Below are 21,959 nucleotides of genomic sequence, written 5' to 3'. Positions count from 1 at the left end.
ACCACAACCCATCCCACGCCGCTTCGCGACGCGGGATGCTGCCGCGTGTCTACGCACGGTTCGATTTTCGAGTTAGGTCAGGAAGAGGGTGACCGGGAGGGAGACCAGGATCGCGGCGACCGCGAGGGCCGTGGCGCCGAGGGCGCGGGGCGGCCGGTCGGTGACCAGGAGGCGCTGGACGCGTACGTCGAGATCGCGGTCGCCCAGGCCCAGCGCGCCGGCCGGAGTGACCCGGTGCCCGGCGGCCGCGAAGCGACGCAGCGCACCCGCCAGCGGGGCCTCGGCGTGCAGCTCGCGGGCCTTGTCGTCGGCGCGCATCTCGACCAGCAGGGCGACCCGCTCGTGCGCGTCACGGACCCAGCCGAACCACGGCAGCGCCCGGCAGAGCGCGGTGAACGGCAGCAGCACCAGGTCGTGCCGTTCGTGGGCGTGGGCGCGTTCGTGCGAGAGCACGGCGGCCAGCTCGGCCCGATCCAGCAGGCTCAGCGTGCCCGCACTGACCACCACCTGCGGCTTCACCCCGGGCAGGCAGTACGCGGCGGCGCTCGGATGATCCAGGACGAGCGCACCCGGGGCGGCCGGGTCGTCCCGGGCCACCAGGGTGAGCAGGTCCCGGTGCCGGCGCTGGGCGCGGATCGTGCCGTGGATGCTGCGGACGGTCGTGGTGACGAGCACCGCGCCGATGCCGAAGCCCACCCCGACGCCGGCGAGGTGCAGCGCCGTCACACCGATCGGCAGGCTGCCGTGGGCGAGATCGCTGCTCAGGGCGAGCAGGGCGCTCCCGGTGGGCCGGTCGTACGCGGCCAGCCCGAGCGCCATCGGCAGCCCCATCGCGGAGAGGCCCAACGCCAACCCGACGGCCTGCCAGCAGACGATCGCCACCCGCGGACTACGCCACGTCCAGGTGGAACGGGCCAGCACCTGCGCGGTCAGATAGCAGGCCAGCATAGTGGCGGCGAAGTGCACGGCATAGGCCATGGCGGGCCTACCGCTCCGCTGTCTCGTCGGCCGGCCGTCGGCCCGCCGGCGGATCCACGCGGTCGGTCAGCCCGGCCTCGCTGCCGGTCGCACCCGGCCCGGTCAGCCCGGCCTCGCTGCCGAGGGCTGCCCGCAGCACCTCGGCCTCGGTGCCGGTCACCGAGCGGGCGAAGCGCACCAGCGCCGCGTCCCGGCTGCCGCCCAGGTCGAGGGCGTCGAGCATGAGCTGGGCGATGTGCGCCTCGCGGCTGGCCGCCGGCCGGTACCGCCAGGCGCGGCCCTCCCGCTCCCGCTGCACCATGCCCTTGCCGGCGAGCCGGTCGAGGACGGTCATCACCGTCGTGTACGCCAGTTCGCGGCCGTCGAGCGCGTCGGCGACCTCGCGCACGGTCACACCGTCCGACGTGCCCGGGACCACGTCCCACAGCACGTCCATCACCGCACGCTCAAGATCGCCCAGCCGAGTCACAACCCAATCCTACCCCCGGTAGTAGACCCCCAGCTCACCCCGGGCCTAGGAGCACCCAGGATCCGCACAAGAACAGGGATGTTGCTGCCTCCAGCGCTCTGGAAGCAGCAACATCCCCGAAGCTGCGCAGATCTTGACGCGTCGCGACGCGGGACCCCCGCCGACCGCCAACCCAACGTCGGCAGACCCCGCCGACCGCCAACCCAACGTCGGCAGACCCCGCCGACCGCCAACCCAACGTCGGCAGACCCCGCCGACCCAACGTCGGGCGGACCCGCCGACCAGCAACCCAACGTCGGGCGGGACCCGCAAGCTGACCCACCCGACGGGCGTGGCCCACGTCAGGTTTTCCGGGGGGAGCCCGCCCACGCAGGGATCAAGCCTGACCGCCCGGAGTGGGCGGGCTCCCCCCGGAAAACCCCCAAGGCCGAACCGCCAGATCACACCCCCTTGGGGTGCCACACCGTCTTCGTCTCCAGCAGGGTCGTCATCCGGGTCACCCCGGGGTCGGCCGTCCAGTCGTGGTCGGCCGGGGCCGGCCGGAGCACCCGCTTCAGGTTCTCGGCCGCCTTGACCTCCAGCTCGGTGGCGAGCGACGCGTCGCTCACCCCGGTCAGGTCGATCGCGTTGACGTCCAGGTGCGAGGCCAACGTGGGCGCGGTTTCGGTGATCGCGCCGGTCAGGATGTTGACCACGCCGCCGGGCAGGTCGGACGTCGCCAGCACCTCGGCCAGCGTCACCGCCGCCAGCGGTTCGGACGGCGACGCCGCCACGACCACCGTGTTGCCGGTGACGATCGCCGGGGCGATCACGCTGACCAGGCCCAGCAGCGCCGGACGTTCCGGGGCGACCACGGCGACGACGCCGGTCGGCTCGGGCGCGGAGAGGTTGAAGTAGGGGCCGGCGACCGGGTTCGCGCCGCCGTACACCTGGGCGAGCTTGTCGGCCCAGCCGGCGTACCAGACCCAGCGGTCCACGGCCGCGTCCACCTCGTCGCCTCCGATGCCCAGGGCGACGAACTGCTCGCGGCGACCCTCCAGCATCTCGGCGGCCCGGTAGAGGATCTGACCCCGGTTGTACGCGGTCGCGCCGGCCCAGCCCTTCACGGCGGCGCGGGCGGCGACCACCGCGTCCCGGGCGTCCTTGCGGGAGGCCAGTGACACATTCGAGGACTGCACGAGATACGACCGTCCCGACTCGCTGCGCGGGAACTTCCCGCCGATGAAGAGCTTGTACGTCTTGCGTACCGCGACCCGCTCAGACATTGAGGTACCCCTCCAGCCCGTGCCGGCCGCCCTCGCGACCGTAGCCCGACTCCTTGTAGCCGCCGAACGGCGAGGTGGGGTCGAACTTGTTGAACGTGTTGGCCCAGACCACGCCGGCGCGCAGCCGGTCGGCCATCCACAGGATGCGGGAGCCCTTGTCGGTCCAGATCCCGGCCGACAGCCCGTACGGCGTGTTGTTGGCCTTCTCCACGGCCTCGGCCGGCGTGCGGAAGGTGAGCACCGACAGCACCGGCCCGAAGATCTCCTCGCGGGCGATGCGGTGTGCCTGGGTGACGCCCGTGAAGATGGTGGGCGCGAACCAGAAGCCCCGGTCGGGCAGCTCGCACGGCGTCGACCAGCGTTCGGCGCCCTCGGCGGAACCGGCGTCGGACAGCTCGCGGATCCGCTCCAACTGGGCGGCCGAGTTGATGGCCCCGACGTCGGTGTTCTTGTCCAGCGGGTCGCCGACGCGGAGCTGGGCCATCCGCCGCTTGAGCGACTCCAGCACGCGGTCGGCGACGTTCTCCTGGACGAGGAGGCGCGAGCCGGCGCAGCAGACGTGCCCCTGGTTGAAGAAGATGCCGTTGACGATGCCTTCGACGGCCTGGTCGATGGGGGCGTCGTCGAAGACGATGTTGGCGGCCTTGCCGCCCAGCTCCAGGGTCAGCTTCTTGCGGGTGCCGGCGACCGACCGGGCGATGGCCCGGCCGACCTCGGTCGAGCCGGTGAAGGCGACCTTGTCCACGCCGGGGTGCTCGACCAGCGCGCGGCCGGTGTCGCCGGCGCCGGTGACGATGTTGACCACGCCGGCCGGCAGGTCGGCCTGCTGGCAGATCTCGGCGAACAGCAGGGCGGTCAGCGGGGTGGTCTCGGCGGGCTTGAGTACCACCGTGTTGCCCGCCGCCAGCGCCGGGGCGATCTTCCAGGCCAGCATCAGCAGCGGGAAGTTCCACGGGATGACCTGGGCGGCCACCCCGATCGGCTGCGGGTTCGAGCCGAACCCGGCGTGCTCCAGCTTGTCGGCCCAGCCGGCGTAGTAGAAGAAGTGCGCGGCGACCAGCGGCAGGTCGACGTCGCGGGACTCCTTGATCGGCTTGCCGTTGTCCAGCGACTCCAGCACGGCCAGCTCGCGGGAGCGCTCCTGGATGAGCCGGGCGATCCGGAACAGGTACTTCGCCCGGTCGCGGCCGGACATCGGACCCCAGACCTTGTCGTACGCCTTACGGGCGGCGCGGACCGCACGCTCCACGTCCTCGGCGTCGGCCTCGGCGACCTCGGCCAGCACCTCCTCGGAGGCGGGGTTGATCGACTTGAAGCTGCCGCCGCTGGTCGGGTCGACGAACGTGCCGTCGATGAACAGCCCGTACGAGGGCTTGAGGTCCACCACCGAGCGGGACTCGGGGGCGGGGGCGTATTCGAACATCGGCTATCAGTCCAGGGTGAAGTAGTCGGGACCGGAGTAGGTACCGGTCGTCAGCTTGGTGCGCTGCATCAGCAGGTCATTGAGCAGGCTGGACGCGCCGAAGCGGAACCAGTCCGGGTCGAGCCAGTCCGGGCCGACGGTCTCGTTGACCATCACCAGGTACTTGATCGCGTCCTTGGTGGTCTTGATGCCGCCGGCCGGTTTCACGCCCACCTGCCGGCCGGTGGCCGCGCGGAAGTCGCGGACGGCCTCCAGCATGACCAGGGTCACCGGCAGCGTCGCCGCGACCGGGACCTTGCCGGTGGACGTCTTGATGAAGTCGCCGCCGGCCAGCATGGCCAGCCAGGACGCCCGGCGGACGTTGTCGTAGGTGGCCAACTCGCCGGTCTCCAGGATCACCTTGAGGTGGGCGTCCCCGCAGGCTTCCTTGGTGGCCACGATCTCGTCGTAGACCTCCTGGTACCGCCCGGCCAGGAACGCGCCGCGGTTGATCACCATGTCGATCTCGTCGGCGCCGGCCTCGACGGCGGCCCGGACGTCGGCGAGCTTGATCTCCAGTGGCGCCTGACCGGACGGGAAGGCCGTCGCCACGCTGGCCAGGTGCACAATGCCAAGTCCGGCCGGCGCGGCGCCGCCCGGATGTCCCGGTTCGCCGGATGGCCGCCCGGACCCGGCACCAGACCCGCGCAGCACCTCGGCGACGTACGGGACCATCGCCGGGTAGACGCACACCGCGCCGACGTGCGGGCACGACAGGTCGGCCGGGTCCGGGCGCAGCGCCTTCGCGGCCAGCGCGCGCACCTTGCCCGGGGTGTCCGCGCCCTCGAGGGTGGTCAGGTCGACCATGCGGATCGCCAGGTCGATCGCCTGGGCCTTGGCGGTGGTCTTGATGGAGCGGGTGCCGAGCTGTGCCGCCCGTTGCTCCGCGCCCACCTGGTCCACGCCGGGCAGGCCGTGCAGGAAGGTCCGCAGAGCGGTCTCGGATCGTCCCAGCTCGGAGAGGTCCGACCGGGCCGACGTCGTTGTCGCCGTCATGCCGAGAAGTCTACGCACGGAACCGCCGAGTGATCTTGGTCACGGCGGCTGCGGGCGTGAGCGAGGTCGCCGGTCCGCCCGCACTCCCACCGGCACGCCGACCGGACGGGTAGGTTGAGCGATCGTGGACGTACACGTCATTGACCATCCGCTGGCCCAGTCCCGGCTGACCGCCATGCGGGACGCGCGCACCGACTCCTCGACGTTCCGGGCGGCGCTGCACGAACTGACCACCATGCTGGTGTACGAGGCGGCGCGCACCTTCCCCGTCGAGCGGTACCCGGTGCAGACGCCGGTCACCGGCACCGAGGGCACCCGGCTGGCGAACCCGCCGTTGCTGGTGCCGGTGCTGCGGGCCGGCCTGGGCATGGCGGACGCCGCGCTCGGCCTGCTGCCCGAGTCCTCGATGGGCTTCGTCGGCCTGGCCCGCGACGAGGAGACCTACGAGCCGCGCGCCTACATGGAGTCGTTGCCCCGAGACCTGGCCGGCCTGCCGGTGCTGGTGCTCGACCCGATGCTCGCCACCGGCGGCTCACTGGAGCACTCCTGTCGGTTGCTGGCCGATCGGGGCTGCACCGACATCACCGTGCTCTGCGTGCTCGCCGCGCCGGTCGGCATCGAGCGGCTGGAGCGCTCCGGCCTGCCGCTGCGCCTGGTCACCGCCTCGATAGACGAGGGCCTCAACGACAAGATGTTCATCGTCCCCGGGCTCGGCGACGCCGGCGACCGTCAGTTCGGCGGCATGCCCCGGTTCTGAGCGTGACACCCGGTCGGTGCCGGGTCCGGCGGGTCCGTGCGCGGTGGTGCGCGGACCCGCTACCGTCTCCGGCCATGACTGGTGTTGCGCTCGCCGAGGAGCTTCTGCTCCTCGCCTACGACGACTCGACCGGCAAGGCGACCATGCCGCGGATCAGCCTGGACCTGGGCATGGCCGCCGCGGTGCTGGTCGAGCTGGCACTGGCCGGCCGGATCGCGTTCGCCGACGGGTCGTTGACCGTGATCGACGCGACGCCCACCGGCGAGCCGGTCACCGACGAGGTGCTCGCCCGGATCGCCGCCGACACCCCGCACACCCCGGCGTCGTGGGTGCAGCGCCTGCGCCACGGCCTGCGCGACAAGATCCTCGGTGACCTGTGCGCCCAGGGTGTCGTCCGCGATGTCGACGAGACCGAATTGGGCTTCATCCACGTACACCGCTACCCGGTGGTGGACACCTCGGTCGAGGCGGACAGCCGCCGGCGGCTCGCCGAGGCGCTGGCCGGCGCGGCCGCCCCGGACGAGCGGACCGCCGCCCTCGCCACCCTGGTCGTCGTGCTGCGGATGGAGTCCGCGCTGGGGGTCAGCGGCGAGGAGGCCGCCACCGCCCGCCGGCGGTTGGAGGAGATCGCCACCGGGGCGGGCTTCTCCGGCCAGGTGAGCACCGACGACTCGGTCGTCCGCCCGTCGGTCGGTCTGGTCGTCGCCGCCCTGGGCATCGCCGTCGACCAGGCACTCGGTAAGCGCGCCTGACCACCGGCCCTCGGCACGGTCAGATGCCGAGGGCGGCGGCGACGTCGGCGCGCAGCCGCGCGGCCGCTGCCCCGGCCCGGCTCCGGGCGGCGGCGACATCGCCGTCGGGCACCGGCTCCACCACTTCGAGGTACGCCTTGAGCTTGGGCTCGGTCCCCGAGGGGCGAATCACCACCCGGGCCGTCGCGGTACGCAGGATCACCACGTCCGACTCGGGCAGCAGGTCCCGGACACTGTCGACCGGCTGGCCCAGCAGCGTGCCCGGGGTGGCCGTCCGGATCCGGGCCATCGCGTCGGCGATCTCCCGCAGGTCGTCGACCCGTACGGAGAGCTGGTCGGTCTGGTGCACGCCGAACTCGGCGGCCAGCTCGTCCAGCCGGTCGGTCAGCGTCCGACCCTGCGCCTTGAGGCCGGCGGCCAGCTCGGCCACCGTCAGCGCGGCCGTGATGCCGTCCTTGTCCCGGACGTGTTCCGGGGCGACGCAGTAACCGAGCGCCTCCTCGTAACCGAAGACCAGCGGCGCGCTCCCGCCGCCGGCCCGCACGATCCACTTGAAGCCCGTCAGCGTCTCGTCGTAGGGCAGGCCCCGCGCCGCGCACATCGCCCGGAGCAGCGACGACGAGACGATGGTGGTGGCGTACAGCCCGGTCACGCCGCGTCGCATCAGGTGGTCGGCGAGCAGCACGCCCACCTCGTCACCGCGCAGCATCCGCCAGCCGTGCCGGTCGTCCCGGACGACCACCGCGCAGCGGTCGGCGTCCGGGTCGTTGGCGATGGCGAGGTCCGCGCCGGTGGAGTCGGCCAGCGCGATCAGCCGGTCGACGGCCCCCGGCTCCTCCGGGTTGGGGAACGAGACGGTCGGGAACGCCGGGTCGGGCTCCGCCTGGTCAGGCACCACGCCGGGGATCGGGAAACCGGCCCGTGCGAACGCCGCGGTGAGCACCGCCGCGCCCACCCCGTGCAGAGGGGTGTACGCCACGGACAGGTCCCGTGGCCCGTCCGCGTCGATCACGGCGGTGGCCCGCTCGACGTACGCGGCGACGAGGTCGTCACCGAGCACCTCGCCGGCCCTCCCCAGCGGCACCTGGGTCAGCGGGCCGACCGCCCGGATGGCGGCCTCGATACCGGCGTCTGCCGGCGGCACGATCTGCGCACCGGCGCCCAGCTCACCACCCAGTTCCGCGCCGAGGTAGACCTTGTAGCCGTTGTCCTGGGGTGGATTGTGGCTGGCGGTGACCATCACGCCGGCCACCGCGCCCAGCTTGCGCACCGCGTACGCGAGAACCGGCGTGGGCAGCGGGCGGGGGAGCAGCAGCGCCGGTCGGCCGGCACCGGTCGCCACCTGGGCGGTGCGTTCGGCGAATTGGCGGGAGCCGTGCCGGGCGTCGTACCCGATCACCATCGGGCCGGTGCCGCCCTGGGCCGCAAGCCACGTGATCAGTCCGGCGGCGGCCTGCGTGACCACGGCGAGGTTCATGCCGTTCGGGCCGGCGCGCAGCGGACCACGCAGGCCGGCCGTGCCGAAGGTCAGCGGGCCGGCGAACCGGTCGGCCAGCTCCGGGGCGCTCGCCGGCAGCCCGTCGAGCACCGCCGTCAGCTCATCCCGGCTGGCCGGGTCGGGATCGTCGGCCAGCCAGCGCCGAGCCTGTTCGCGAATGTCGTCGATGTCAGTGGTGTCCGCCGCCATGCCCCTTGATAGCACGACGGCGGATCACCGCTGCCGGTTCCCTCCGGCTCAGCCGTTTCCGGTGAGCTGGAACGTCTTCACCATCTCGTCGAAGATCGGCTTGCTCTCGGCGAAAGCTTCCTCGGTGGCGGAGAGGTAGAACGAGTACGACTTGCCGTCCTTGACGACCGCGCGCCACACCCCGTGGCGCATCTCGCCACCGGAGCCGCAGGTGTACTCGAATTCGACGCCCGGGCTGCCCGCCAACTGCTGCTCGGCGATGGCCACCTGCTCGTACGGCTTCTTGCAGCTGGTGCTCTTGGTACGGAGGAAGTTCTGCGCGCTCTCCGCCCAGCGGGTGGGCGTCCCGGTCCACTTCTCGGTGAGGATCCGGATCTTGCGTCCGTCGTCCTCCGGGTCGATGTAGTCGGTGTAAGAGCCGCCGGTGGCCTTCTTCCAACCCTTCGGCACCATCACCTGGATGCCGCGGGCCGTGTGCTCCTGCATCTCGACGGCCGGGCCCGCCGGGGCGGACGGGGTCGGCTGCGCCTGCGGGGTGCTCGGCGGCGGGTCGTCCCCGCTGGACAGCGCCACGATGCTGATCAGCAGCAGCACGGCAAGACCACCGGCCGCAGCGAGCTGGACCTTGCGCGGCCAGCCCTTCACCGTGGTGACGAGTTGACCACCGGTCGCGCGGACCTTGTCCAGGGCACTGCCGCCGCCGGCGGCCGGGGGCGGCGTCGTCCAGGGCTGGCCGGTGCCCGGGACGGACCACTGGTTGCCGCCGCCGTACGTGCCGCCGATGCGCTGGGTGGCTTCCGGCGCGCCGTAGCCGACCTGCTGGGTGACGTCGGCCCGGTTGCCGTAGGTGACCCGCTGGGTCGCGTCGGGGTGCGCCCCGGCGTCCACCCGCTGGGTGGCGTCCGCGCTACCGCCGTAGGTGCGCCCGGCGGAAGGGCGACCCGGGCCGGGCATCGCGCCGGTGGGCGTGTGCAGCGGGCCGGCGAGCGCGTCCGCGCTGGTCTCGTCGAGGGCGGCGGCGGCACTCGCGCCGGCCGGCTGGGGACGCTCGCCCCGGCGCAGCGCGGCCAACCGGTCGGTCAGCGACTCCTCCGGGGCGAGCATGGCCCGGCCACCGATCTGGTTGTCCGACTTCGACTCCGGCTGGGCCGGCTGGTGGACGGGAGCCGGACGCTGCTGCACCGGCACCACGGCGTACGGGTCGGTGACCGAGTGCACGGCGGTGGCGGTGCTGCCCAACGGGCCGGCGAGCAGCTCCCGCAGCATGCCCCGGGAGGTGTGCACATCCAGCCGGCGGGCCGGGTCCTTCTCCAGCAGGCCCATCAGCACCCGGGTCAGCGGGCCGCTGCGCTGCGGCGGGGCCGGCGGGTCCTCGACGACGGCGTGCATCGTCTCGATCGGGTCGCCCTTGTCGAACGGCGGACGCCCCTCGACGGCCGTGTAGAGCGTCACACCCAGCGAGAAGAGGTCGCTCGGCGGACCGAACTCCTGGCCCATGGCCCGCTCGGGCGAGATGAAGTGCGGGGAGCCGAGCACCATGCCGGGCGTGGTGAGCTGCACGTCGGTGGGCATCCGGGCGACACCGAAGTCGGTCAGCACGCAGCGGCCGTCGGAGCAGATCAGCACGTTGGCCGGCTTGACGTCGCGGTGCAGGACGCCGATGGCGTGCGCGACCTCCAGCGCGCCGAGCAGCGCGATGCCGATCTTGGCGACCGCGCGGGGCGCGACGGGGCCGTCCTCGATGACCATGTCGGCGAGGCTGCGGGCGTCCAGCAGCTCCATCACGATCCACGGCCGACCGGCCTCGGTGACCACGTCGTACACCTGCACCACGGCGGGATGCTGGATGGCGGCGGCGGCGCGGGCCTCGCGCAGCGTCCGCTCGTACATGGCGTCGCGGTCGCTGGGCGCCAGGCCCGGGGGCAGGACGACCTCCTTCACCGCCACATCGCGGCGCAGCAGGGTGTCTGTGGCACGCCACACCGTGCCCATGCCGCCGTTGCCCACCGCGGACCGCAGCGAGTACCGGTCACCGATGGTGGTGCCGGGCGCTGCTCGTCCGCTGGCGGGACTTACCTGTCCGCCGCTCCACGTCGGGATCTGAGTCACAGAAAAGCCACCGGGGGAAATCGAGGGGGGCTGGGACACAACCCCCCTATCTTGCTGGTTCCGACGCCCGATGCGAAAGCCGACGCGGCGGACGTTTACCGAAGTCGACAGATCGTGCCCGACCGTTCACCTCCCGTCGACCGGTCGGGACGCACTGTGCGGTATCCCTCACCCGAGGATGAGCCGGGGCGACCTACCATCCGAAGGATGAGCGAACGGCGGTCAAGCGAGTCTGGTTATCCGATCAAGGGCGTCTACACGGCGGCCGACCTTCCGGAGGACCTGGACTCCCGGCTGGGCGGCCCGGGCGAGTTCCCGTACACCCGGGGGGTGTACCCCACGATGTACACCTCCCGTCCGTGGACCATGCGCCAGTACGCCGGCTTCGGCACCGCCACCGAGTCCAACGCGCGATACCACCAACTGTTGCGGGCGGGCACGACCGGTCTCTCCGTCGCCTTCGACCTGCCGACCCAGATGGGGTACGACTCCGACGACCCGATCGCGCACGGCGAGGTCGGCAAGGTCGGCGTGGCCATCGACTCCATCGAGGACATGCGGCTGCTCTTCGCCGACATCCCGTTGGACCGGGTGTCCACATCGATGACCATCAACGCTCCCGGCTCGGTGCTGCTGCTGCTCTACCAGCTCGTCGCGGAGGAGAACGGGGTCGCCGGCTCGGCGCTCAACGGCACCATCCAGAACGACATCCTCAAGGAGTACATCGCCCGGGGGACGTACATCTTCCCGCCGAAGCCGTCGCTGCGCCTGGTGGCCGACACGTTCGCGTACTGCCGCAAGGAGGTGCCGAAGTGGAACACGATCTCCATCTCCGGCTACCACATGGCCGAGGCCGGCGCGACGCCCGCGCAGGAGATCGCGTTCACCCTGGCCAACGGCGTGGAGTACGTGCGGGCGGCGCTGGCCGCGGGGCTCGCGGTGGACGACTTCGGCCCCCGGCTCTCGTTCTTCTTCGTGGCCCGCACCACGCTGTTGGAGGAGGTGGCGAAGTTCCGCGCCGCCCGGCGGATCTGGGCCCGGCTCATGCGTGACGACTTCGGCGCCAGGGATCCGAAGTCGATGATGCTGCGTTTCCACACCCAGACCGCTGGTGTGCAGCTCACCGCTCAGCAGCCGGAGGTGAACCTGGTCCGGGTCGCGGTGCAGGGCCTGGCCGCGGTCCTCGGCGGCACGCAGTCGCTGCACACCAACAGCTTCGACGAGGCGATCGCGCTGCCCACCGAGAAGGCGGCCCGGCTCGCGCTGCGCACCCAGCAGGTGCTGGCGTACGAGACGGACCTGACCGCGACCGTCGACCCGTTCGCCGGCTCGTACGTGGTCGAGGCGATGACCGCCGAGATCGAGGCCGCCGCCGTGGAGTTGATGGAGCGGGTGGCCGACCACGGCTCGGCGGTCGACGCGATCGAGGCCGGGTTCCAGAAGCGGGAGATCGAGCAGTCCGCGTACCGGATCGCCCAGGAGATCGACTCCAGCGAGCGGGTGGTGGTGGGGCTCAACCGGTTCACGGTCGACGAGGAGGAGCCGTACGAGCCGTTGCGGGTCGACCCGACGATCGAGGCGGCGCAGGCCGAGCGGTTGGCCCGGCTGCGCGCCGGCCGGGACGCCGACGCGGTGACGCGGGCTCTGGTCGACCTGCGGGCCGCCGCCGAGGGTTCGGACAACGTGCTGTACCCGATGCGGGAGGCGCTGCGGGCCCGGGCCACGGTGGGCGAGGTTTGCGGCACGCTGCGCGAGGTGTGGGGGCAGTACCGACCCACGGACCGGTTCTAAAGCGACCGGCCCGGGTCTGACGCGACCGCCCTCAGGGTGTGTCCGCCCGGCTCCGGGGGTACGCCGACAGGTGGGCCGGAACGCACACGGTGTGCGGTCGGCGTCGGCGAGATTATGTGAGCGTCCTTGTCCGGCCCGTTGCGGAGCGTGGTCGTCTTATTGTCGGAGTGTCAGTTCATCACCCCGACTAATGCGACAATTCGGGGCGTGGGTCCAGGGGTGGTATCGCGACTCCTGGCCGCCCGGGTCGGTTACGCGTTGTAGGAGGTGAGGGGGCGGATGGCGGCGTTCGAACGCGATCTACCTGCGGTCCCGCACCTCGACGAGCGCGCTCAGCAGGGCAGACGTGACGCTACGCGGTCTGATCATCACCGTAACGAGGTTGCGCAGCGTCACCGTCGGAGGGCTAGGCTGTCTGCTGTCCCCGATGATCCATCCATCTCTAGTGATCGAGAATTCGACGTGACGAGTGCGTTGACGCTGCCCACCGGCGGCCAGCTGGCGTCGTCCTGGCTGGAGGCCCCGCCCGGGTCCCAGCCCCTGCCCCGCGACCTGGACCACCTGCTCGCTCTACGGGTACCCGGGCTCATCGCCACGCGCCGTCACCTCCACTCGCACCCCGAGTTGTCCGGTACGGAGTTCGAGACGGCGGCCCTGATCGCCCGGGAACTCTCCCTGGCCGGCCTGAGCCCTCGGCTGCTGCCCAAGGGCAACGGCGTGATCTGTGACGTCAACGGTCGTCCGGACGGCCCGGTCATCGCGCTGCGCGCCGACATCGACGCCCTGCCGCTCGACGACCCCAAGGACGTGCCGTACCGCTCCACCGTCGAGGGCGTCTGCCACGCCTGCGGCCACGACGTGCACACCTCGATCCTGCTCGGCGTCGGCATGCTGCTGGCCCAGCTCGCCGACCTCGGCGAGCTGGACGGCCGGGTCCGGCTCATCTTCCAGCCGGCCGAGGAGATCCTGCCCTGCGGCTCGTTGGAGGTCATCGAGGCCGGCGGCCTGGACGACGTGGTGCAGATCTTCGCGCTGCACTGCGACCCGAACCTGCCGGTGGGCCAGGTGGGCCTGCGCGTCGGCCCGATCACGGCGGCCGCCGACAACGTCACCGTCCGGCTCTCCGGGCCGGGCGGGCACACCGCCCGTCCGCACCTGACCGTCGACCTGGTGGACGCGCTCGGCCGGCTGGTCACCGAGGTCCCGGCCCTGGTCAGCCGTCGGGTGCCGGCCAACAGCGGGCTGCTGCTGGTGTTCGGCCACGCCTCGGCCGGCACCCGTTACAACGTCATTCCCTCCGAGGCGTGCGCCTCGGGCACCCTGCGGGTGATGGACCGGGACACCTGGGAGCAGGCTCCCAAGATCGTGGCTCAGGTGGTGCGGGACGTGATCGCCCCCACCGGCGCGACCGTCGACCTGGAGTACCTGCGCGGCCGACCGCCGGTCAGCAACGACTCGCGGGCCATCCAGGTGCTGACCGCCGCCACCAGCGCGGCGCTGGGCCCGGACGGCGTCGCCGAGACGCCGCAGAGCATGGGCGGCGAGGACTTCTCCTGGTACCTGGAGTACGTCCCCGGCGCCCTCGCCCGCCTCGGCGTGGGCCGGATCGGCCCCAACGTCGACCTGCACCGCGCGTCCTTCGACGTGGACGAGCGGGCCATCCCGGCCGGCGTACGCGTCATGGCGCAGACCGCGCTGCGGGCACTGGCGGCGGCGCGCTGACCTCGGCGACCTGTGCCGGCGACCGGCGTCGCCGGCGCAGCGCCAGCAGCAGGACCGCCAGGGGTACGCCGACCGCCACCAGCCATGGCAGCAGCGCGCCCAGGACGGTGAGCAGGATGGTCATCGAGGTGACGAACGCCTCCCAGCCGCCCTTGAGCCCGACCAGGAAGCCGGTCTCGGCCTTCTCCTCGCTGGCCTTCGCCGCCGGCCCGGCCAGCGACACCGTGATCGTGGACAGCGCGGTCAGGTCGGCCAGCCGGCGCTTCTTGGCCTCCAGCGAGGCCAGGTCAGCCTCCCGGCGACCCAGCTCGTTCTCCAGGGACACCAGGTCGGAGATCGAGTTGGCGCGGGCGAGCAGCCGTCGCGCGCTCTCCACGCGCGCCCGCTGCGTGATGATCCGGGCCTCCAGGTCGACGGTCTCCTCCGTGACGTCCTGGGTGTTGATCTCGCGGCTCTGCTGTCGACCGAGCTTCGCGACCTCCTCCACCACCGCGCCGAACTTGGCCGCGGGCACCCGCAACTCCAGCTCGGCCACCGCGTCGGCCTCGGCGCTGCGCCGCTGGTCCCCGCCGACGAAACCACCCGCCCGGGTGACCACCGCGCTCACCTCGCGGGCCGCCGCGTCCACATCGGTCACCTGCACCCGCATCGATCCGGTGTAGATGATCGCCCGCTGGTCGACCCGCAGATCCGGAGCGCCGGCCCCGGCGGTCCCCGCCGCATCCGCGCCGCTGCCCTTGTCGAGCGCGCCCTGGGGAGCCTGGGCCGCCGGAGCCGCCGAATCCGCTGATCCGCTGTCACCGGCGCTGCACCCCGCGAGGGCCAGCGCCGCCACAAGTGTCCCCGCCGCCAGGAGTGCCCACCGGCGTCGTCCTATCCGTCCGTCCATCCCCGCTCCCATCGTCGTCAGCTTCAGTGGCGATAGTTCGGACGCGACGCGTCCACCGGCTGGTTCCGGCAGACTGCGCTGAGGACATCACGATTCGATAAGTCGAGGAGTCACGATGCGGCTCACCAAGTACGCCCACTCCTGTGTCCGGGTGGAACACGACGGCGGAGTGCTCGTGGTCGACCCCGGAGTGTTCAGCGATCCCGCGACGGCGCTCGACGGCGCGGACGCGGTGCTCGTCACCCACGAGCACCCGGACCACCTCGATCCGGCCGCGGTGCGCCTCCAGCTCGACCGGCGGCCGTTCCCGATCTACGGGCCCGCCGCGCTCGCCGACACCCTGGGCGACGCGGCCGAGGCGCTGTGCCCCGTCGAGCCCGGCGAGTCGTTCACCGCCGCCGGGGTCGCGGTCCGCGCGTACGGGGGACGCCACGCGGTCATCCACCCCGACATCCCGGTGGTCGACAACATCGGTTACCTGATCAACGACGTGGTCTACCACCCCGGCGACTCGCTCGTCGTTCCGCAGGAGACGCCTGTCGACACGCTCCTCGCGCCGATCCACGCACCCTGGTCGAAGTTCTCCGAGGTGCTCGACTTCATCCGGGCGGTTGCCCCGCGCCGCGCGTACGCCGTGCACGACGCCCTGCTCAACCACAACGGGTTGGGCGTACTCAACCGGCAGTTCGCGGCGATGTCCGGCACCGATTACCAGCGTCTGGAGCCCGGCACCCGGGTGGACGTCTGACGCGATGCCCGGCCCCTCCACGGAGCTGGTGCGCCAGCTCTACCGCACCCCACCGGACCGGTTCGTGGCCGCCCGGGACGCCGCGGTGGCCGAGGCCCGGCGAGCCGGGGACACGACCACCGCCCGGCAACTGGCCCGGCTGCGACGCCCCACCGTCGCCGCCTGGCTGGTCAACCTGCTTGCCATCGAACGACCCGACCTGGTGGACGACCTGGTCGGTCTCGCCGACGCGCTACGGGCAGCCCAGCGGGAGCTGCGCGGCCCCCGACTGCGGGAGTTGTCGGCCCAGCGCCGTGCGGTGGTCGCGGCCCTGGTCGCCGAGGTCCGTACGCTCGCCGCGGCGGAGCCCGAGGCGCCACCGGCCGGTCGGCTGCCGCTGGCCGAGGTGGAGGCGACCCTGAACGCCGCGCTCTCCGACGCCGACGTCGCCGAGCAGGTACGCGCGGGGCGTCTGCTCCGCTCGGCCACCTACGCCGGCTTCGGCGAGGTGCCCCGACCGCAGTTGCGACTGGTCACCGGCGACGAGGAGGAGTCACCGGCTCGACAGCCGGGCGCCCAGCGCGAGAGCCCGGAGCCGAACCGCCGTTCCGACCGGGCCGGGGAACGTGCCGCGCAGGCCGAGCGGGCGGCGCAGCGAGCGGCCCGGGCCGAGCGCGCCCGCCGCCGTCGGGCACTGGACCGCGAGTTGGACCGTGCCCGCTCCGACCAGCAGCGGGCCGAGGACGAGCTGGCCGAGGCGGTCGGGCAGGAGCGCGACGGGGTCGCCGTACTCGATGGGATCGAGACGGAGCTGGCCGAGTTGGAACGTCGACGCGCGGTGGCGGAACAGGACCTGAGCCGGGCGAAGCTGGCCCGGCGTGCGGCCGAACGGGCGGTGACCGTGGCCCGCCGCCGGGCGGGCGAGGTCGAGGCCGCCGTCGAGGCGTTGGTGGCCGAAGAGGGGGATGCGGACGCGGGCGACGGGGCGGCAGACTGACATCGATGGACGACGACGAGTGGGTGGGCCGTCTGCGGGCGGCCGTCCCCGAGCCTCGGGCGCGGGGGGCGTCCGGATGACGCCGGAGCAGCTCGCCGCCGCCAGCAAACCCGCCGTCCTCGACCTCGGCGACGGGTTCAGCAGGTGTCCGAGCACGTTGCGTCGGGCCCGGCTGCTCGGCATCTCCGGCTGGGCCTTCTACATCAGCGGTCGGGCCGGGGCGCTCGGCGACGTACGCGCGGAGACGGCCGCCGCGGCGATCGGCTTCGTCGCGCCGGACGCCGTCGCGGACGGCTGGGACGCCGCCGCCCGGGTCCTGCCGCCGGTCGAGGTGGCCGCCGCGAGTCTCGCCGAGTGCTGCCGGTGGGGGACCGAGATGCTGGGCGTGCTACCCGGGATCGAGCGCCTGGCCGACCTCGTCGAGCGGGCGGTCGCCGCCGCCGACACCAGTGGCATGCCGCTCTTCGCCGCGTGGCGGGCCATGCCGCTGCCGGACCACTCTCCGGGCGCCCGGAGCGCGGCCGGGCTGCGACTGCTGCGTGAACACTTCACGGGCGCCTACCTGCTGGCGGTACGGGCCGCCGGCATGACCCCGCTGGAGGCGGTGCTGGCCGGGCCAGAGGGCGAGGCCGGCGCGGTGGCGTGCGGCTGGCCGCCGCCGTACCCCGCAGTCGGGCCGTTGGTGCGTCGGCGGCTGTGGGCGGAGGCGGTGACCAACCGGCTGGCCGCGCCCGCGCTCGCGGCGCTCGGCCCCGCCGACGGCACCGAACTGGTGGAGCTGCTGCACCACACCCGCGCCGGCCTCACCTGAACGGCCCTGGTAGCGGGTGCGAAGAGTGGAAGTGTAGAACATTTAGTTCTACACTCGTGTTCATGGAACGCATCGGTGTCCGGGAGCTCAACCAGAACACGAGCCAGGTGCTGGCGCGGGTGAGCGGCGGTGAGACGGTTGAGATCACCGACCGCGGTCACCCGATCGCCCGACTCGTGCCCGTGAGCGACGACAGGTCGATGCTGGCCAAACTGGTGGCGTCCGGCCGTGCCGTCGCCCCCACTGGCGGAGGGCCGGTCCCCCTTCCACCGAAGCTGGGCGACGAGGAAGTCGATGTGGCGGCCGCGCTCGCCGAGATGCGGGACGAGGAACGCTGGTGATCTATCTCGATTCGGCCGCCGTCGTGAAGTTGGTCAGGCAAGAGGCGTGCAGTGCCGACCTCGTCTCCTGGCTCAACACCCACCCCGACGTGCCGCTGGTCTCCTCCGCGCTCGTCGAGGTGGAGGTGCCCCGGGCCCTGCGCCGATCCGCTCCGCAAGCGTTGGTCGGCGTTCCCGCAGCCGTCGGACGGCTCTTTCGACTGGAGATCGACGGTACGATCCGCGCCACCGCGGCCGCCTTCGCCGAACCGATGCTCCGCAGTCTCGATGCCATCCACCTGGCCACCGCCCAGGTACTGACCAACGAATCCGGCACCGCACTCGTCGCCTTCGTCACCTACGATCGCCGACTGCTCGAATGCGCCAAGGAAGCAGGGTTGCCCGTGGCGAGCCCCGGCCAGAACTGATTCACGGGTCCGCAGACCGGGCCGGCGGAAAATGGGCGGCGCTCGGGGCCGTCGGCTGCCAGGATCTTCTGCCGTGACGCTTCCCGCCGGCTGGACCGCGCGCCGGCCCACCCTCGACGACGTCCCGGCGATCCTCGCGGTGGTGCACGCCGCCGACACCTTCGCCATCGGCCATCCCGACTTTGACGCCGAGGATGTCGAGCAGGCGCTGACCGCGCCCTACTTCGACCCGAGCCGGGACTCCTGGCTGGCGCTCGACCCGGACGACACCGTCGTCGCCTGGGCGACGGTGGACAACCCGACCGGGGTCGGCCGGGAGTTCGTGGAGGTCTACGTCGACCCCGAGCGGGCCGCCAACCTCCGTGCGCCGCTGCTCGCCCGCCAGCTCGACCGGGTCGCCGAGCGCGCCGCGGGTGCGGCCGGTCCGCTCCGACGACGGCCGAGCTGCGGGAGTTCCACCGGATTCACGACGCCGCCTTCGGCGACACCCCGGACCACGAGCCGTTGTCGTACGAGCGGTGGCGGGCCCGCATCGGTGACGTGACCGCCTGGGACGAGTGGTTCGTCGCCGAGGTCGACGGGGTGCTCGCCGGCGCGTTGCAATCCTCGGACCAGGCGCTCGACCAGCAGGAGGGCTGGGTGAAGAGTCTGTCGGTGCTGCCCGCGTACCGCCGCAGGGGTGTCGGTGCGGCGCTGCTGCGTCGCGCGTTCGCCCGCTACGCCGACAAGGGCCGGCAGTTCGCCGGTCTCGGCGTGGGCCGCACCAACCCGACGGCCCCGGTGTCGCTCTACCGCTCGGTGGGCCTGCGGGAGACCGGGTGGACCGACATGTACGAGCGGGTCGTCCCGGCCGCCGGTGTGTGATTGACGACCCCGGCCGGGCCCGACGGGCGTCCGGATCGGCGCCGGTTGCAGACTGGGGGCGTGGGATACGCGCTACGGGGACGCGGTGCCGGTGGGGCGGGACCGCAACTCGGTGACGTAGTCGTCCGGCGCGCCCGCCTTCTCGGCGGCGTTCGCGATCTCGGACAGGTACCACGACGTCGGCAGGCCGCCCTCGTACCCGTCGAACACGTAGATCCACGCCGTGACGTCGCCGTCGAGGGTGGAGACCCGTACGTGCAGCTTGCGGTAGGTGCCGGCGGTCACGCCCTCGATCTCGTCGAGCTGTGCCGCGTCGTACGGGTGGATGTCGTAGATCGCCACGAACACCCGATCGCCGGGGGACTCGACGACGGTGCTCACCGCACCCTCCCAGCCGATCATGTCCTCCCCGGCGAAGGTCAGCCGCCACCCCTCCAGCCAGCCGGTGCCGACCATCGGGGAGTGCGGGCAGTAGGCCCGCATCCGGGACGGATCGAGGTTTGAGCCGTAGGCGGCGTGATGACCCACGGCGATGACGATAGCCCGGCGGATGGGTGGGGGAGAATACGACTGTGCGTGTCGGATGCGCTCGGGAGAAGAAAGTCACTGTGAGCACCAACGAAGGGCGAACGTGGTGAGCGCGAGGAGTGCAGCGCAGCAGAGCCCCGCAGTCGCGAGCGAAAGGATGGCGCTGTGAGCCGGATCGTGATCATCGGCGGTGGGCCGGCCGGGTACGAGGCGGCACTGGTCGCCGCCCAACTGGACGCCGATGTCACCGTGGTCGAGGCCGACGGCGCGGGCGGGGCCTGTGTGCTCTCCGACTGCGTACCGTCGAAGACCTTCATCGCCAGCTCTCAGGTGGTCACCGGCTATCGGGACACCGAGGAGTTCGGGGTGCACTCGGACGGCCTGGAGGCGGTGACCGTCGACGCGCAGGCCGTGCACGCGCGGGTGAAGCGGCTGGCGTTGGCACAGTCCGCCGACATCCACGCCAAGCTGCTCAAGGCGGGTGTCACCTTCGTGGCCGGCACCGCCCGCCTCGGCGACGACGCGCTCGGGCACACCCACCGCGTCATCGTCACGCCCGCGGGCGGCGGCGAGGAGTACCCGATCGACGCCTCCACCGTGCTGGTCGCCACCGGCTCGACGCCCCGGCAGTTGCCCACCGCCGTACCGGACGGTGAGCGCATCCTGACCTGGCGTCAGGTGTACGACCTGGCGGAGCTGCCCGAGCACCTGATCGTGGTCGGCTCGGGCGTGACCGGCGCGGAGTTCGCCAGCGCGTACCTCGCGATGGGGGTGGAGGTCACCCTGGTCTCCAGCCGCGACCGGGTGATGCCGCACGAGGACGCCGACGCGGCGTCGGCCATCGAGCGGGTGTTCCGTAACCGGGGCATGAACATCCTCAACAACTCCCGGGCCGACGCGGTGCGGCGAACCGCCGACGGGGTCGAGGTGGAGCTGTCCGACGGGCGCCGGGTCACCGGTTCGCACGCTCTCATCGCGGTCGGCTCGATCCCGAACACCGCCGACCTTGGCCTGGCCGAGTACGGCGTGGAGCTGGGCCGGGGCGGTTACGTCACGGTCGATCGGGTCTCCCGGACGAACGTGCCCGGCATCTACGCCGCCGGTGACTGCACCGGCGTGCTGCTGCTGGCGAGTGTGGCCGCCATGCAGGGTCGGATCGCCATGTGGCACGCCCTCGGCGAGGCCGTCCGCCCGCTGCGGCTGCGGACCGTCGCCGCGAACGTCTTCACCGACCCGGAGTTGGCCACCGTCGGCGTCTCGCAGGACGAGGTCGACGCGGGCAAGGTGCCGGCCCGGCAGGTGATGCTGCCGCTGTCCGGCAACGCCCGGGCCAAGATGGACGACCTCTCCGACGGCTTCGTGAAGTTGTTCTGCCGCCCGGCGAGCGGTCAGGTGATCGGCGGCGTGGTGGTCGCCCCGAAGGCCAGCGAGCTGATCCTGCCCATCACGATGGCCGTGGAGAACAATCTGACGGTCAACGAGCTGGCCCAGACGATCACCATCTACCCGAGTCTCTCCGGCTCCATCACCGAGTCCGCCCGCCAGCTGATGCTCCACGAGCTGGAGTAAGCCCCCGCGCCCCGTCCTCGTCGATCATGGACTTGTGGTGGCCGTTCTGCGGCGTCACACCCCTTTTGTGGAACACCACAACTCCATGATCGACGGGTGAACGCCGGACCTGGGTGGTTGCTACCGTCGCCAGGACCGCTACTTCGGTGAGGATCAGGAGGCGTTCGGCCAGGCCGATCAGCAGACGGTCGCCGGGGTAGGCGGACCAGACCATCGCCGCCGACAGGGCCAGGCTCAGCACGACCAGGGCGCGTAGCGTCCTGGCGGTGGGCGTCAGATCGGGACGACGCGCGAGCAGCCAACCGCCGATCGGGAGGGCCAGGAAGGCGACCACCGACGCGTACCGGTGCACGTAGGCGGATGCGGTCATGGCGGCACCGGGCTCGTTCGTCGGCACCACGGCGGCCAGCAGCAGCCCCGCCACCCAGGCGCCGAGCAGCAGCTCGACCACCCGACCGGACCGTGGTGGGCCGGCGCGGCGCAGCCCGTACATCAGTGCCGCGGTGGCGAGCGCCAGCACCACCATGGCGACGTCGATGACACCGCCCCGGTCGGAGACGGCGAAGTCGCTGATGGTCAGCGCCCACGGGTTGAGGTCGTCGTTGACCTCCAGGTGGCCGATCACGGTGAGCAGCGCCGCCACGGCGATCCCGCCGAGGGCCAGCAGGCCGGTACTCCGGGTTACAGGCATGCCTCAGCCTGTCGCCGCGAACACCCCAGCCAGATCCGGGACCGCCACCGACTTCGCCCCTAAAACCCACCCCTAGATGATCGATTCCAAGGGGTCAGTGGTCGTAGGCGGTCAGGGATCGCATGACCGGTTGGCCGGTGTGCCAGT

The 21,959-nt window shown here is 72.2% G+C and carries 22 protein-coding genes; 12 read left to right on the top strand and 10 right to left on the bottom strand.

Translation table 11 applies throughout. The features are described 5' to 3' along the window. Nucleotides 1–72: 72 nt before the first annotated feature. The 5 genes from ACLQ25_RS30495 to deoC all read right to left on the bottom strand — a co-directional run bounded on the left by ACLQ25_RS30495 (nt 73) and on the right by deoC (nt 5,170). Nucleotides 73–978 carry a M56 family metallopeptidase gene (locus ACLQ25_RS30495; RefSeq protein WP_425734188.1) on the bottom strand — a complete coding sequence of 302 codons (906 nt, stop codon included), beginning with the start codon at nt 976–978 and terminating at the stop codon, nt 73–75. A gap of 7 nt (nt 979–985) precedes the next feature. Beyond that, the gene (locus tag ACLQ25_RS30490; RefSeq protein WP_425734187.1) at nt 986–1,447 is read right to left on the bottom strand and encodes a BlaI/MecI/CopY family transcriptional regulator; all 462 of its coding nucleotides are present in this window, start codon (nt 1,445–1,447) and stop codon (nt 986–988) included. A 440-nt stretch (nt 1,448–1,887) separates the two neighbouring features. After that, nucleotides 1,888–2,712, bottom strand: a complete 825-nt coding sequence (locus ACLQ25_RS30485; RefSeq protein WP_425734186.1) for an aldehyde dehydrogenase family protein — start codon at nt 2,710–2,712, stop codon at nt 1,888–1,890. After that, nucleotides 2,705–4,135 carry an aldehyde dehydrogenase family protein gene (locus ACLQ25_RS30480; RefSeq protein ID WP_425734185.1) on the bottom strand — a complete coding sequence of 477 codons (1,431 nt, stop codon included), beginning with the start codon at nt 4,133–4,135 and terminating at the stop codon, nt 2,705–2,707. The genes ACLQ25_RS30485 and ACLQ25_RS30480 overlap by 8 nt, the downstream gene beginning before the upstream one ends. A gap of 6 nt (nt 4,136–4,141) precedes the next feature. Continuing rightward, nucleotides 4,142–5,170: a deoxyribose-phosphate aldolase gene (gene deoC / locus ACLQ25_RS30475; RefSeq protein ID WP_425734184.1), complete on the bottom strand. Its 1,029-nt coding sequence runs from the start codon at nt 5,168–5,170 to the stop codon at nt 4,142–4,144. Nucleotides 5,171–5,294: 124 nt separating this feature from the next. Here deoC and upp point away from each other — a divergent pair, with 124 nt between their 5' ends. Both upp and ACLQ25_RS30465 read left to right on the top strand, forming a co-directional pair. Further along, complete coding sequence (gene upp, locus ACLQ25_RS30470) at nt 5,295–5,927, top strand: uracil phosphoribosyltransferase (RefSeq protein ID WP_357130340.1); 633 nt, start codon at nt 5,295–5,297, stop codon at nt 5,925–5,927. 74 nt (nt 5,928–6,001) lie between these two features. Further along, complete coding sequence (locus ACLQ25_RS30465; protein ID WP_425734183.1) at nt 6,002–6,679, top strand: GOLPH3/VPS74 family protein; 678 nt, start codon at nt 6,002–6,004, stop codon at nt 6,677–6,679. Nucleotides 6,680–6,698: 19 nt separating this feature from the next. On the opposite strand, the gene ACLQ25_RS30460 is transcribed toward ACLQ25_RS30465, so the two are convergent. Both ACLQ25_RS30460 and ACLQ25_RS30455 read right to left on the bottom strand, forming a co-directional pair. Beyond that, entirely contained in the window at nt 6,699–8,366 is a 1,668-nt protein-coding gene (locus tag ACLQ25_RS30460) for a phospho-sugar mutase (RefSeq protein WP_425734182.1), read from the bottom strand. Nucleotides 8,367–8,414: 48 nt separating this feature from the next. Next, on the bottom strand, nt 8,415–10,475 hold the full coding sequence (locus ACLQ25_RS30455; RefSeq protein ID WP_425734181.1) for a protein kinase domain-containing protein: 2,061 nt from the start codon (nt 10,473–10,475) through the stop codon (nt 8,415–8,417). Between the two features lie 207 nt (nt 10,476–10,682). Here ACLQ25_RS30455 and ACLQ25_RS30450 point away from each other — a divergent pair, with 207 nt between their 5' ends. Continuing rightward, nucleotides 10,683–12,266, top strand: a complete 1,584-nt coding sequence (locus ACLQ25_RS30450) for an acyl-CoA mutase large subunit family protein (protein WP_425734180.1) — start codon at nt 10,683–10,685, stop codon at nt 12,264–12,266. A gap of 462 nt (nt 12,267–12,728) precedes the next feature. Beyond that, the gene (locus ACLQ25_RS30445; protein WP_425734179.1) at nt 12,729–13,988 is read left to right on the top strand and encodes an amidohydrolase; all 1,260 of its coding nucleotides are present in this window, start codon (nt 12,729–12,731) and stop codon (nt 13,986–13,988) included. Here the strand turns inward: ACLQ25_RS30445 and ACLQ25_RS30440 are convergent. Then, nucleotides 13,945–14,898: a DUF4349 domain-containing protein gene (locus ACLQ25_RS30440; protein ID WP_425734190.1), complete on the bottom strand. Its 954-nt coding sequence runs from the start codon at nt 14,896–14,898 to the stop codon at nt 13,945–13,947. The two genes, ACLQ25_RS30445 and ACLQ25_RS30440, sit on opposite strands and share 44 nt — an antisense overlap. 94 nt (nt 14,899–14,992) lie before the next feature. Between ACLQ25_RS30440 and ACLQ25_RS30435 the strand changes: the two genes are divergently transcribed. From ACLQ25_RS30435 to ACLQ25_RS30405, 7 genes are all read left to right on the top strand, one after another. Then, the gene (locus ACLQ25_RS30435) at nt 14,993–15,625 is read left to right on the top strand and encodes an MBL fold metallo-hydrolase (RefSeq protein WP_425734178.1); all 633 of its coding nucleotides are present in this window, start codon (nt 14,993–14,995) and stop codon (nt 15,623–15,625) included. A 4-nt stretch (nt 15,626–15,629) separates the two neighbouring features. After that, on the top strand, nt 15,630–16,601 hold the full coding sequence (locus ACLQ25_RS30430) for a hypothetical protein (RefSeq protein ID WP_425734177.1): 972 nt from the start codon (nt 15,630–15,632) through the stop codon (nt 16,599–16,601). Nucleotides 16,602–16,677: 76 nt separating this feature from the next. Continuing rightward, on the top strand, nt 16,678–17,412 hold the full coding sequence (locus ACLQ25_RS30425) for an SCO6745 family protein (protein ID WP_425734176.1): 735 nt from the start codon (nt 16,678–16,680) through the stop codon (nt 17,410–17,412). A 62-nt stretch (nt 17,413–17,474) separates the two neighbouring features. After that, on the top strand, nt 17,475–17,753 hold the full coding sequence (locus tag ACLQ25_RS30420; RefSeq protein ID WP_425734175.1) for a type II toxin-antitoxin system Phd/YefM family antitoxin: 279 nt from the start codon (nt 17,475–17,477) through the stop codon (nt 17,751–17,753). Next, a complete protein-coding gene (locus tag ACLQ25_RS30415) occupies nt 17,750–18,160 on the top strand; it encodes a type II toxin-antitoxin system VapC family toxin (RefSeq protein WP_355048914.1) in 411 nt (136 codons plus the stop codon). Before ACLQ25_RS30420 ends, ACLQ25_RS30415 begins: the two co-directional genes overlap by 4 nt. Before the next feature lie 73 nt (nt 18,161–18,233). Continuing rightward, the gene (locus ACLQ25_RS30410) at nt 18,234–18,704 is read left to right on the top strand and encodes a hypothetical protein (RefSeq protein WP_425734174.1); all 471 of its coding nucleotides are present in this window, start codon (nt 18,234–18,236) and stop codon (nt 18,702–18,704) included. Beyond that, complete coding sequence (locus ACLQ25_RS30405; RefSeq protein WP_425734189.1) at nt 18,605–19,024, top strand: GNAT family N-acetyltransferase; 420 nt, start codon at nt 18,605–18,607, stop codon at nt 19,022–19,024. Before ACLQ25_RS30410 ends, ACLQ25_RS30405 begins: the two co-directional genes overlap by 100 nt. Nucleotides 19,025–19,096: 72 nt before the next feature. Here ACLQ25_RS30405 and ACLQ25_RS30400 read toward each other — a convergent pair whose 3' ends face one another. Continuing rightward, nucleotides 19,097–19,552: a gamma-glutamylcyclotransferase gene (locus tag ACLQ25_RS30400; protein ID WP_425734173.1), complete on the bottom strand. Its 456-nt coding sequence runs from the start codon at nt 19,550–19,552 to the stop codon at nt 19,097–19,099. Nucleotides 19,553–19,717: 165 nt separating this feature from the next. Between ACLQ25_RS30400 and ACLQ25_RS30395 the strand changes: the two genes are divergently transcribed. Continuing rightward, nucleotides 19,718–21,121, top strand: coding sequence for an NAD(P)H-quinone dehydrogenase (locus ACLQ25_RS30395; protein WP_425734172.1), 1,404 nt, complete (start codon nt 19,718–19,720; stop codon nt 21,119–21,121). Here ACLQ25_RS30395 and ACLQ25_RS30390 read toward each other — a convergent pair. Next, nucleotides 21,078–21,812 carry a DUF998 domain-containing protein gene (locus ACLQ25_RS30390; protein ID WP_425734171.1) on the bottom strand — a complete coding sequence of 245 codons (735 nt, stop codon included), beginning with the start codon at nt 21,810–21,812 and terminating at the stop codon, nt 21,078–21,080. The two genes, ACLQ25_RS30395 and ACLQ25_RS30390, sit on opposite strands and share 44 nt — an antisense overlap. Nucleotides 21,813–21,959 lie beyond the last annotated feature (147 nt).

Origin of the sequence: Micromonospora sp. DT44, from assembly GCF_049841635.1 — a bacterium.
Classification (GTDB): domain Bacteria; phylum Actinomycetota; class Actinomycetes; order Mycobacteriales; family Micromonosporaceae; genus Micromonospora.
The sequence above is the reverse complement of the archived record's forward strand: the minus strand, read 5'-3'. Positions and strand labels throughout refer to the sequence as shown.

What these genes read in the sequence shown, in the direction of transcription:
- ACLQ25_RS30465 (WP_425734183.1), top strand. Translation starts at nt 6,002, where the DNA reads ATGACTGGTGTTGCGCTCGCCGAGGAGCTTCTGCTCCTCGCCTACGAC.
- deoC (WP_425734184.1), bottom strand. Translation starts at nt 5,170, where the DNA reads ATGACGGCGACAACGACGTCGGCCCGGTCGGACCTCTCCGAGCTGGGA.
- ACLQ25_RS30435 (WP_425734178.1), top strand. Translation starts at nt 14,993, where the DNA reads ATGCGGCTCACCAAGTACGCCCACTCCTGTGTCCGGGTGGAACACGAC.
- ACLQ25_RS30390 (WP_425734171.1), bottom strand. Translation starts at nt 21,812, where the DNA reads ATGCCTGTAACCCGGAGTACCGGCCTGCTGGCCCTCGGCGGGATCGCC.
- ACLQ25_RS30480 (WP_425734185.1), bottom strand. Translation starts at nt 4,135, where the DNA reads ATGTTCGAATACGCCCCCGCCCCCGAGTCCCGCTCGGTGGTGGACCTC.
- ACLQ25_RS30485 (WP_425734186.1), bottom strand. Translation starts at nt 2,712, where the DNA reads ATGTCTGAGCGGGTCGCGGTACGCAAGACGTACAAGCTCTTCATCGGC.
- ACLQ25_RS30420 (WP_425734175.1), top strand. Translation starts at nt 17,475, where the DNA reads ATGGAACGCATCGGTGTCCGGGAGCTCAACCAGAACACGAGCCAGGTG.
- ACLQ25_RS30495 (WP_425734188.1), bottom strand. Translation starts at nt 978, where the DNA reads ATGGCCTATGCCGTGCACTTCGCCGCCACTATGCTGGCCTGCTATCTG.
- ACLQ25_RS30450 (WP_425734180.1), top strand. Translation starts at nt 10,683, where the DNA reads ATGAGCGAACGGCGGTCAAGCGAGTCTGGTTATCCGATCAAGGGCGTC.
- ACLQ25_RS30425 (WP_425734176.1), top strand. Translation starts at nt 16,678, where the DNA reads ATGACGCCGGAGCAGCTCGCCGCCGCCAGCAAACCCGCCGTCCTCGAC.
- ACLQ25_RS30430 (WP_425734177.1), top strand. Translation starts at nt 15,630, where the DNA reads ATGCCCGGCCCCTCCACGGAGCTGGTGCGCCAGCTCTACCGCACCCCA.
- ACLQ25_RS30460 (WP_425734182.1), bottom strand. Translation starts at nt 8,366, where the DNA reads ATGGCGGCGGACACCACTGACATCGACGACATTCGCGAACAGGCTCGG.